10 protein-coding genes are annotated in these 11,321 nt (G+C 60.6%); 6 read left to right on the forward strand and 4 right to left on the reverse strand.

Features of this window, described 5'->3' with window-relative positions; all coding sequences use genetic code 11:
• Positions 1 to 4 precede the first annotated feature (4 nt).
• The 4 genes from lon to AACY42_RS26465 all read right to left on the reverse strand — a co-directional run bounded on the left by lon (position 5) and on the right by AACY42_RS26465 (position 6,513).
• Entirely contained in the window at positions 5 to 2,419 is a 2,415-nt protein-coding gene (gene lon / locus AACY42_RS26450; protein WP_339483379.1) for an endopeptidase La, read from the reverse strand.
• A gap of 222 nt (positions 2,420 to 2,641) precedes the next feature.
• On the reverse strand, positions 2,642 to 3,955 hold the full coding sequence (locus AACY42_RS26455; protein ID WP_339483380.1) for an MFS transporter: 1,314 nt from the start codon (positions 3,953 to 3,955) through the stop codon (positions 2,642 to 2,644).
• A 491-nt stretch (positions 3,956 to 4,446) separates the two neighbouring features.
• A complete protein-coding gene (locus AACY42_RS26460; RefSeq protein ID WP_339483381.1) occupies positions 4,447 to 5,688 on the reverse strand; it encodes a transporter associated domain-containing protein in 1,242 nt (413 codons plus the stop codon).
• A gap of 12 nt (positions 5,689 to 5,700) precedes the next feature.
• Positions 5,701 to 6,513: a cytochrome C assembly family protein gene (locus AACY42_RS26465; RefSeq protein ID WP_339483382.1), complete on the reverse strand. Its 813-nt coding sequence runs from the start codon at positions 6,511 to 6,513 to the stop codon at positions 5,701 to 5,703.
• Between the two features lie 206 nt (positions 6,514 to 6,719).
• On the opposite strand from AACY42_RS26465, the gene ffh reads away from it, so the two are divergent.
• The 6 genes from ffh to xerD form a co-directional block, all read left to right on the forward strand.
• Positions 6,720 to 8,096, forward strand: a complete 1,377-nt coding sequence (gene ffh, locus AACY42_RS26470) for a signal recognition particle protein (RefSeq protein ID WP_339483383.1) — start codon at positions 6,720 to 6,722, stop codon at positions 8,094 to 8,096.
• A 251-nt stretch (positions 8,097 to 8,347) separates the two neighbouring features.
• Positions 8,348 to 8,599 carry a 30S ribosomal protein S16 gene (rpsP, locus tag AACY42_RS26475; RefSeq protein WP_003198088.1) on the forward strand — a complete coding sequence of 84 codons (252 nt, stop codon included), beginning with the start codon at positions 8,348 to 8,350 and terminating at the stop codon, positions 8,597 to 8,599.
• Between the two features lie 5 nt (positions 8,600 to 8,604).
• Positions 8,605 to 9,141: a ribosome maturation factor RimM gene (gene rimM / locus AACY42_RS26480; protein ID WP_339483384.1), complete on the forward strand. Its 537-nt coding sequence runs from the start codon at positions 8,605 to 8,607 to the stop codon at positions 9,139 to 9,141.
• Complete coding sequence (trmD, locus tag AACY42_RS26485) at positions 9,123 to 9,896, forward strand: tRNA (guanosine(37)-N1)-methyltransferase TrmD (RefSeq protein WP_170845966.1); 774 nt, start codon at positions 9,123 to 9,125, stop codon at positions 9,894 to 9,896. Before rimM ends, trmD begins: the two co-directional genes overlap by 19 nt.
• Before the next feature lie 45 nt (positions 9,897 to 9,941).
• Positions 9,942 to 10,292 (forward strand): 50S ribosomal protein L19, encoded by a 351-nt coding sequence (gene rplS, locus AACY42_RS26490; protein ID WP_003175895.1) that lies wholly within the window; start codon positions 9,942 to 9,944, stop codon positions 10,290 to 10,292.
• 132 nt (positions 10,293 to 10,424) lie between these two features.
• The coding region (gene xerD / locus AACY42_RS26495) for a site-specific tyrosine recombinase XerD (protein ID WP_339483385.1) at positions 10,425 to 11,321 on the forward strand (897 nt) is incomplete at its 3' end.

Raw genomic sequence — 11,321 nt, forward strand, 5'->3', positions numbered from 1 at the left:
ACGATCAGAACAACACCTTCGCCACATCCGCAAACTGCTTGGCAAAGTGCACCGTGACGCCTTCCTTGAGGTAGTCCGGCAGTTCTTCGAAGTTGCCCCGGTTGGCTTCCGGCAGGATCAGTTCGTTGATTTTCTGCCGCCGCGCCGCGATGACCTTTTCGCGCACCCCGCCAATTGGCAGGACGTGCCCGGTGAGGGTCAGTTCGCCGGTCATGGCCACGCCTTTTTTCGGTGGCTGGTTGCGGGCCAGGGACAGCAAGGCGCTGGCCATGGTCACGCCGGCGCTCGGACCGTCCTTGGGCGTGGCGCCTTCCGGTACGTGCAGGTGAACGAAGGCCTCGTCGAAGAACTTCGGATCACCGCCAAATTGCTTCAGGTGCGAACTGACGTAGCTGTGGGCGATTTCCGCCGATTCTTTCATCACGTCCCCCAGTTGCCCGGTCAGCTTGAAGCCGCGATTGAGGGTGTGGATGCGCGTCGCTTCGATCGGCAAGGTCGCCCCGCCCATGCTGGTCCAGGCCAGGCCGGTGATCACGCCGATGCCGGACAACACCTGTTCGTTGCGAAATACCGGTTTGCCCAGAGAGGCCTCGAGGTCTTTTGGCCCGAGCTTGATCACGGCCTTGGGGTCGTCGATCAGCTTCATCACCGCCTTGCGCACCAATTTGCCCAGCTGTTTCTCCAGCTGTCGCACCCCGGCTTCACGGGCATAGCCGTCGATCAGGGCCTTGAGGGCGCTGTCGTTGATACTCAGGCTGCCCTTGGACACGCCAGCCTTGCTCAGTTGTTTGGGCCACAAGTGGCGCTTGGCGATGGCGACTTTTTCTTCGGTGATATAGCCCGACAGGCGGATCACTTCCATCCGGTCCAGCAGCGGGCCGGGGATCGAGTCCAGGGTGTTGGCGGTGCAGACGAAGAGCACTTTCGACAGGTCCAGGCGCAGGTCCAGGTAGTGGTCGAGGAATTCGACGTTCTGCTCCGGGTCGAGGGTCTCGAGCAAGGCCGAAGCCGGATCGCCCTGATAGCTCTGGCCCATCTTGTCGATCTCGTCGAGCATGATCACCGGGTTCATCACTTCGACATCTTTCAGCGCCTGCACCAGCTTGCCCGGCTGGGCGCCGATGTAGGTGCGCCGATGACCCTTGATCTCGGCTTCGTCACGCATGCCGCCGAGGCTGAAGCGGTAGAACGGTCGCCCCAGGGATTCGGCGATGGATTTGCCGACGCTGGTCTTGCCCACGCCCGGCGGCCCCACCAGCAACACGATGGAACCACTGATCTCGCCTTTGTAGGCGCCGACGGCGAGGAACTCCAGGATGCGGTCCTTGATGTCGTCCAGGCCGGCGTGGTGCTTGTCGAGCACCTTGCGCGCGTGCTTGAGGTCAAGCTTGTCCTGGCCATACACGCCCCACGGCACCGAGGTCGCCCAATCCAGGTAATTGCGGGTGACGGCATATTCCGGCGAGCCGGTTTCCAGGATCGAGAGCTTGTTCATTTCCTCTTCGATGCGCTTCTGCGCCTGGGCCGGCAGCACCTTGCCTTCGAGCCGCTGCTCGAACTGTTCGATATCGGCGCTGCGGTCGTCCTTGGTCAGCCCCAGTTCCTGCTGGATGACCTTGAGCTGTTCCTTGAGGAAGAACTCGCGTTGATGTTCGCCGATCTTGTTGTTGACCTCGGCGGAAATCTCTTTCTGCAGCCGCGCCACTTCGACTTCCTTGCGCAGCATCGGCAGGACTTTTTCCATGCGCTTGAGCATGGGTACGCAGTCGAGCACTTCCTGCAGTTCATTGCCGGTGGCGGAGGTGAGCGCGGCGGCAAAGTCGGTCAGCGGCGAAGGGTCGTTGGGGCTGAAGCGGTTGAGGTAGTTCTTCAGCTCTTCGCTGTACAGTGGGTTGAGCGGCAGCAGTTCCTTGATCGCATTGATCAGCGCCATGCCGTAGGCCTTGACCTCGTCGGTCGGCTCGCTCGGCTGGTGCGGGTATTCGACTTCCACCAGGTACGGTGGGCGATGGTGCTTGAGCCAGGTGCGGATACGCACGCGGGTCAGGCCCTGGGCGACGAATTGCAGTTTGCCGCCTTCCCGGCTGGCGTGGTGCACCTTCACCAGCGTGCCGTACAGCGGCAGTTTCGAGGTGTCGAAATGGCGCGGGTCTTCCTGGGGCGATTCCATGAAGAACAGCGCCAGGGAGTGATGTTCGGACTGGGCCACCAGCTCCAGAGTCTCGGCCCACGGTTCTTCATTGACGATGACCGGCAACACCTGGGCCGGGAAGAAGGGGCGATTGTGGATCGGGATGATGTAGACCTTGTCTGGCAAGTTCTGGCCAGGCAGGGCCAGGTCGGTGCCGGAGGAGGTATGTTCGATGTGTTCGGAATCAGCGTATTCGTTCGTGGCTTCGGTAGAGTGCTGGTCGCTCATGGGGCACCTGCGCAATGGGGTATGGGTCTTAGATGGGGCAGGTGGGGGGTGGTTTCAATGGTGGGTGACTGTTAGCGGTTATTTCATTGGCGGGTTTACCCCGTAGGAGCTGCCGAGCGAAGCGAGGCTGCGATCTTACCCCTGAGGCTTGAGTCTCAAGTGAAAGATCAAAAGATCGTCCGAACGCGGCCCGAGCCTGCGGCAGCTCCTACGGGAGGCGCGTCAGGCAACCCGGTTCAAGTCGTTATGACGCGTCTCCTTCAGGCACAGCACGGCGACTACGCTGAGCAGCGCGGCCGCTGAAACATAACCCCCGACATAGCTCAAACCGCCCATCGCCACCAGTTTCTGGGCGAAGAATGGCGCAGCCGAGGCGCCGACGATACCGCCCAGGTTGTAGGCGGCCGAAGCACCGGTGTAGCGCACGTGGGTCGGAAACAGTTCCGGCAGCAAGGCGCCCATGGGGGCAAAGGTCACGCCCATCAGGAACAGCTCGATGCACAGGAACAGCGCCACGCCGCCGGTCGAGCCGTGGGTCAGCAAGGGTTCCATGAGGAAACCCGAGGCAATCGCCAGTACACCACCGAGGATCAATATGGGTTTGCGGCCGTAGCGGTCGCTGGCCCAGGCTGACAGGGGCGTAGCGGCGGCCATGAACAGCACGGCAAAGCACAGCAGACCCAGGAAGGTCTCGCGGCTGTAGCCGAGGGTGGACACACCGTAGCTCAGGGAAAACACCGTCGAGATATAGAACAGCGCGTAACACACCACCATCGCCGCCGCGCCCAGCAAGGTTGGCGCCCAGTGCTGGCTGAACAGTTCGACCAACGGCATCTTCACCCGCTCCTGGCGAGCCATGGCATTGGCGAACACCGGCGTTTCGTGGAGCTTGAGCCGTACATAGAGGCCGACCATCACCAGCACGGCACTGAGCAGGAACGGAACCCGCCAACCCCAGGCGCGAAATTGTTCATCGTCCAGGCTGATGGCCAGGGTCAGGAACAGTCCGTTGGCCGCCAGGAAGCCGATGGAAGGCCCCAGTTGGGGGAACATGCCGAACCAGGCGCGCTTGCCTTTGGGCGCGTTCTCGGTGGCAAGCAGCGCCGCGCCGCCCCACTCGCCGCCCAACCCCAGGCCCTGGCCGAAACGCAGCACGCAGAGCAGGATCGGCGCCCAGGCGCCAATGCTGGCGTAGCCGGGCAGCACACCAATGAGGGTGGTGCACACGCCCATCAGCAGCAGGGACGCCACCAGCGTCGACTTGCGCCCGATCCGGTCGCCGAAATGGCCGAACAGCGCAGAGCCCAGCGGACGGGCAAGGAAGGCGATGCCGAACGTCAGGAAGGACGACAGCATCTGTGCCGTGCCTGAGGTTTGCGGGAAGAACACTGGCCCGATCACCAGGGCCGCAGCCGTGGCGTAGACATAGAAATCGTAGAACTCGATGGCGGTACCGATGAAACTCGCGGTGGCCACGCGGGTGGTCGAATTTGTCGGCTGGGCAGACACAGTCTCGTTGCAGGTAGCAGTCGTCATGCGGTTATCCCTGACAGTCATGGCTCCATTGGAGCGAATTATTATGGTCGAACCCCCAGGGATGTGGGCGGGTATCCTTTCGCTGCTTCGGGTAGGAACAGGCGCAGGACTGATGCGGATTGTGCCGATGGTCGGGCCGGAACCGGCTGGGTGCGGATAAGCACGGGGCTCGGGCGGGGCTGGGTAAGCGGCTTGAGTATAGGAAGGAGGCTAACGAATCAACAAGACAGCCCGCGCACAATAACGCCACCTGCGATGAGCTTTTGTGGCGAGCGCTGGGCTGCGTCGAGCGGCGCTGCACTCTAGGAGCCGTGTAGGAGCCGTGTAGGAGCTGTCGAGTGCAACGAGGCTGCGATCTTGTGCCAGACAATTGAGTCGGGAGTGAAAGATCAAGATCAAGATCAAGATCAAGATCAAGATCAAAAGATCGCAACCTTCGGCAGCTCCTACACGTACCCCATAGGGATCAAGTTCCCTTGCCACAGGGGATGTCAGGAAACGGCAGGCACCGAACTGTTATGCCATGCCAGGACCTGGCTGACACGGTTGTCCACGGTTTCGATGATTTCCAGCCGATAACGGCCGATCTTCAGGCACACCGGGCTTTCGGGGATGGTTTCCAGGGCTTCGGTCACCAGCCCGTTGAGGGTCTTGGGGCCGTCGCAAGGCAGATGCCAGCCCAGGGTCCTGTTCAATTCGCGGATCGACGCCGCGCCATCGATCATCAGGCGACCATCGGGCTGGGGGTGGACGTGGGGGTTATCGAGGCTGTGCTCGCTTTCGAATTCGCCGACGATTTCTTCCAGGATGTCTTCCAGGGTGACGATGCCCAGTACTTCACCGTATTCGTCCACCACCATGCCCAGGCGCCGCTGCTGCTTATGGAAGTTCAGCAATTGCAGTTGCAGTGGCGTGCTTTCAGGGACGAAGTAAGGCTCGTGGGAGGCGGCCCGTAGCGCTTCCTGGGTCAGGCTCGCATCCGCCAGCAAATGACGGATCTGGCGCGTGTTGAGCACGGCTTCGACCTGGTTGATGTCGCTGTGGAACACCGGCAGGCGGGTGCGACGGTTCAGGCGCAGTTGTTCGATGATCTCACCGATGGGCTCGTCGAGGTTAATCCCATCGACCTCGCTGCGGGGCACGAGGATATCGTTGACGGTGATGTCGTCCAGGGCGTGGATGCCGGAAATCGGGTGCGGCCGGCCGCTTCCATGCTCAGGTTCGTGTTCGCTGCGTGGTGGCGCGGGCATTTCGTTGTCGCTCTGTTGCACCATGCTGGCTTTGCGCGCAAAGGGGCGCAGCAACAATTGGCAGGCACTATTCAACAGCCAGGCAAGCGGATAGAGGATCTTCAACGGTATGCCAAGCAAGGCGTTGCCCAGTGCCAGCACCGCTTCGGGCTGGCGGGTGGCCAAGGTGCGTGGCAGGTAGTCGGCAAACACCAGCAGGGCGGCGCTGGTGCCGAGCCAGGCCACCCAGGGGCCGTTTTCCAGCCAGGTAAAAATTGCCAGCAAGGTGCCGATGACCACGGCCAGGGTGCGGCAGAGGGTATTGCACAGGATCAGACTGGCCAGCGGGAATGTCAGCGTTGCCAGCGGTTTGTCATTGGCGCGCGAGGCCGTGCGCTGGGCCAGCAGGTGTTGCTGGGCGGCTTCGATGGCGGTGAACAGGGCCGACCAGAGGATCAGCACCACCAGCACGGCAAGCAGCGGCGCCACGGGCAATGTGTCCATCAGGGCCGTCCGTCACACATGCAGGATGTATTCGCGGACCAGCTTGCTGCCGAAGTACGCGAGCATCAGCAGGCAGAAACCGGCCAGGGTCCAGCGAATCGCTTTGTGGCCGCGCCAGCCAAGGCGGTTGCGGCCCCACAGCAGCACGCTGAAGACGATCCATGCCAGGCAGGCGAGCAGGGTCTTGTGCACCAGGTGCTGGGCGAACAGATTTTCGACGAACAACCAGCCGGAGATCAGCGACAGCGACAGCAGGCTCCAGCCAGCCCAGAGGAAACCGAACAGCAGGCTTTCCATGGTTTGCAATGGCGGGAAGTTGCGGATCAGCCCGGACGGGTGCTTGTTTTTGAGTTGGTGGTCCTGCACCAGCACCAGCAAGGCCTGGAACACAGCGATGGTGAACAGGCCATAGGCGAGGACCGACAACAGGATGTGGGCAAGGATGCCCGGCTCTTCGTCGATGACCTGCACTGTACCCGACGGCGCGAACTGTGCCAGCAGCACCGTGGTCAGTCCCAGCGGGAACAGCAGCACCAGCAGGTTTTCCACCGGGATGCGCGAGCAGGCCAGCAGCGTCAGGGCGATCACGGCGACGGCGATCAGGCTGGCAGCGTTGAAGAAGTCCAGGCCCAGGCCGATCGGCGTCATCAGGTGGGTATAAAGGCTGGCCGCGTGGCCGAGCACCGCCAGCACGCCAAGCGTGACCAGCAGGCGTTTGTTCGCCTTGGCGCCGGTGGCCAGGCGGGTGCCTTGATAGAGGGTCGCAGCGGCATAAAGGCAAGCGGCGGCGAGGGTGGCAAGCAAGCTGGGTGACAAGGGGAGCATAAATCCTGTTAGGCAAGCCCGAAAGGCGCTGAGTTTGGCATAGAACCCCCTCCGCACGAAAGACCACAGCAACTGACAGTAAGGTGTACGTCGCCCGCTTCTTCGCTATAATCCGCGACCTGCCCACGCCGCAGGCTCGCCGAGCACATTTTTCACGGTCTGGGCCGCCATTATCCCGGTCTCATCTGGGCCTGAAAGGATCGCGCATGTTTGAAAACCTAACCGACCGTCTCTCGCAGACGCTGCGCCATGTCACCGGCAAGGCGAAACTGACCGAGGACAACATCAAAGACACCCTGCGCGAAGTGCGCATGGCGTTGCTTGAAGCCGACGTCGCCCTGCCGGTGGTCAAGGACTTCGTCAATTCGGTCAAGGAACGTGCCGTCGGCACCGAGGTGTCGCGCAGCCTGACACCGGGCCAGGCGTTCGTGAAGATCGTCCAGGCCGAACTCGAAAGCCTGATGGGGGCCGCCAACGAAGACCTGAACCTGAGCGCCGTACCGCCAGCGGTGGTGCTGATGGCTGGTCTGCAGGGCGCGGGCAAGACCACGACGGCCGGCAAGCTTGCGCGCTTCCTTAAAGAGCGCAAGAAGAAGTCGGTGATGGTGGTGTCGGCGGACATCTACCGTCCGGCAGCGATCAAGCAACTGGAAACCCTGGCCAGCGACATCGGCGTGACGTTCTTCCCGTCCGACCTGAGCCAGAAGCCGGTGGACATCGCCCAAGCGGCTATTAAAGAAGCAAAACTGAAATTCATCGACGTGGTCATCGTCGATACCGCCGGTCGCCTGCACATCGATGAAGAGATGATGGGCGAGATCAAGGCGCTGCATGCCGCGATCAACCCGGTGGAAACCCTGTTCGTGGTCGATGCCATGACCGGCCAGGATGCGGCCAACACCGCCAAGGCGTTCGGTGATGCGCTGCCGTTGACTGGCGTGGTCCTGACCAAGGTCGACGGTGATGCCCGTGGCGGTGCCGCGTTGTCGGTACGCGCCATCACCGGCAAGCCGATCAAGTTCATCGGTATGGGCGAGAAGAGCGAGGCGCTCGAACCGTTCCACCCTGAGCGTATCGCTTCGCGCATCCTCGGTATGGGCGACGTACTCAGCCTGATCGAGCAGGCCGAACAGACCCTCGACAAGGACAAGGCCGACAAACTGGCCAAAAAACTGAAGAAGGGCAAGGGCTTCGACCTCGAAGACTTCCGCGACCAACTGCAACAAATGAAGAACATGGGCGGCCTTGGCGGCCTCATGGACAAACTGCCGAACATGGGTGGCGTGAACCTGGCGCAGATGGGCAATGCCCAAGGCGCGGCTGAAAAGCAGTTCAAGCAGATGGAAGCCATCATCAACTCCATGACCCCGGCCGAGCGTCGCGACCCTGAGTTGATCAGTGGTTCGCGCAAACGCCGTATCGCCATGGGCTCCGGCACCCAGGTGCAGGACATCGGTCGCTTGATCAAGCAGCACAAGCAGATGCAGAAAATGATGAAGAAATTCTCCGCCAAGGGCGGAATGGCCAAGATGATGCGCGGCATGGGCGGTATGTTGCCCGGCGGCGGCATGCCGAAAATGTAAAGAATCTGCGCCGGCTGTCATGTCGGCGTTGCCCCGCACGGATGCGGGGATCTCCAGCAAACCCGCGCTAAGCGGGAGCTGACTTGCCGTTTTTCATGACGGCTCTACGGCAAATCTTGATCGCATGGCGCCAGGCGCCGGAAAAAGACATTTGCAAAAGTCCGGATATTCCTTAGAATATGCGGCCTTTCGGGCACCTATGCCCGCTGTGCATTTAGATTTGCAGCACCGACTACAGGAACGATGTTCACATGCTAACAATCCGTCTTGCCCTTGGCGGCTCCAAAAAGCGCCCGTTTTACCACCTGACCGTAACCGACAGCCGCAACCCGCGTGACGGTTCCCACAAGGAACAGGTTGGTTTCTTCAACCCTGTTGCCCGTGGTCAGGAAGTTCGTCTGTCCGTGAACCAAGAGCGCGTAGCCTACTGGCTGAGCGTTGGTGCACAACCTTCTGAGCGCGTTGCTCAGTTGTTGAAGGAATCGGCTAAGGCTGCGGCCTGAGCAATATGAACGCGACGCCAAAAGATGCTGATGATTTGATCGTTATCGGCAAAATCTACTCTGTACATGGCGTTCGCGGCGAAGTGAAGGTGTATTCCTTTACTGATCCGATCAAGAACCTGTTGGACTACAAAACCTGGACGCTCAAGCGCGAAGGTAGCGTGAAACAGGTGGAGCTGGTCAGCGGACGCGGGAACGACAAGTTCCTGGTCGCAAAGCTCAAGGGTCTCGATGATCGTGAAGAAGCACGTCTTCTGGCCGGTTATGAGATCTGCGTGCCGCGCAACCTGTTCCCTGAACTGACCGACGGCGAGTACTACTGGTACCAGCTGGTGGGTCTGAAGGTCATCGACCACCTCGGGCAATTGCTCGGGAAAATCGATCACCTGCTCGAGACCGGTTCGAACGATGTCATGGTGGTCAAGCCTTGCGTCGGCAGCCTGGATGATCGCGAACGCCTGTTGCCCTATACCGAGCAATGCGTGTTGGCCGTCGACCTTGCCGCAGGCGAGATGAAGGTGGAATGGGATGCGGATTTCTAAACGTGGCTAATTTGCGCGTTGAAGTCATCACATTGTTTCCCGAGATGTTTTCCGCCATCAGCGAGTACGGCATAACCAGCCGCGCGGTGAAACAGGAGCTGTTGCAGCTCACCTGTTGGAATCCGCGGGACTACACCACGGATCGACATCACACTGTGGACGATCGCCCGTTTGGCGGTGGTCCGGGCATGGTGATGAAGATCAAACCCCTGGAAGATGCGCTGGTTCAGGCCAGGACGGCAGCCGGGGAGGGTGCGAAGGTGATCTACCTGTCGCCCCAAGGCCGCCAACTGACTCAGTCGGCGGTACGCGAGCTGGCGAATTCGGATGCATTGATCCTGATTGCCGGCCGTTATGAAGGCATTGACGAGCGTTTCATTGAAGCTCATGTCGATGAAGAGTGGTCGATTGGCGACTATGTACTGTCTGGCGGCGAGCTGCCGGCGATGGTCCTGATCGATGCGGTTACACGGCTGCTGCCTGGAGCTTTAGGGCATGCAGATTCCGCTGAGGAAGATTCCTTTACGGATGGTCTGCTGGATTGCCCGCACTACACCCGACCGGAGGTGTATGCGGATCAGCGTGTTCCCGACGTGTTGCTAAGTGGCAATCACGCGCACATCCGGCGTTGGCGTTTACAGCAGTCCCTTGGTCGGACCTATGAACGACGCGCCGATCTTCTGGAAAGCCGCTCGCTTTCTGGAGAAGAGAAGAAGCTGCTCGAGGAATACATCCGCGAGCGGGACGATAGTTAACAACGTATCGATGGTAAGTCCGACGACTTGCCTTAGGAGCACAGCATGACTAACAAAATCATCCTTGCACTCGAAGCAGAGCAGATGACCAAAGAAATCCCTACCTTTGCCCCAGGCGACACCATTGTCGTTCAGGTGAAAGTGAAGGAAGGCGATCGTTCCCGTCTGCAAGCGTTCGAAGGCGTCGTTATCGCCAAGCGTAACCGTGGCGTGAACAGTGCATTCACCGTTCGTAAAATCTCCAACGGTGTCGGCGTAGAGCGTACTTTCCAGACCTACAGCCCGCAAATCGACAGCATGGCTGTCAAGCGTCGCGGTGACGTGCGTAAAGCCAAGCTGTACTACCTGCGTGACCTGTCGGGTAAAGCAGCTCGCATCAAGGAAAAACTGGCTTAAGTCCAGCTTCCGATGCAAAAAAAGCAGCCTGCGGGCTGCTTTTTTGTTGCCTGCGATTTGCTCTTTGAGCACCCTGCATAGCTTCATTTGCCATTTCGATGCCGTGTGTGCCCGCATCCTTCAAGAGTTTTTATGCCAGCCATTGATCATCCGCTGATAGACCAGTTTCTTGACGTCCTCTGGCTGGAGAAGGGCCTGTCCGATAACACCCGCGACGCCTATCGCAGTGACCTGGCGCTGTTCAACGGTTGGTTGCAGGAAAACCACCTGGAACTGATCAACGCCGGCCGGGAATTGATCCTCGATCACTTGGCGTGGCGTCTGGAGCAGAACTACAAACCGCGCTCGACCGCGCGGTTTCTCTCTGGCTTGCGTGGGTTCTATCGCTATTTGCTCCGGGAAAAGCTGATTGCGGTGGACCCGACCTTGCGCGTGGAAATGCCGCAATTGGGGCGGCCATTGCCCAAGTCCCTCTCGGAAGCCGATGTGGAGGCGCTGCTGGCGGCACCCGACCTCAGCGAAGCCATCGGCCAGCGCGACCGGGCGATGCTGGAGGTCTTGTACGCCTGCGGCCTGCGTGTCACCGAGTTGATCAGCTTGACGCTGGAGCAGGTCAACTTGCGCCAGGGCGTGCTGCGGGTGATGGGTAAAGGCAGCAAGGAGCGCCTGGTGCCGATGGGTGAAGAGGCCATCGTCTGGGTCGAGCGCTACATGCGCGATGCCCGCCATGAACTGCTGGGCGGGCGCCCCAGCGACGTGTTGTTCCCCAGCCTGCGCGGCGAGCAGATGACCCGCCAGACCTTCTGGCACCGCATCAAGCACCAGGCCAAGGTGGCCGGGATCAACAAATCCCTCTCGCCCCACACTTTGCGCCATGCCTTCGCCACACACCTGCTCAACCACGGCGCCGACTTGCGGGTGGTGCAGATGTTGCTCGGCCACAGCGACCTGTCCACCACCCAGATCTACACCCACGTCGCCCGGGCGCGGTTGCAGGACTTGCATGCCAAGCATCATCCGCGGGGCTTA

The organism is Pseudomonas sp. RL_5y_Pfl2_73 (assembly GCF_963970515.1).
Taxonomy (GTDB): Bacteria; Pseudomonadota; Gammaproteobacteria; order Pseudomonadales; family Pseudomonadaceae; genus Aquipseudomonas.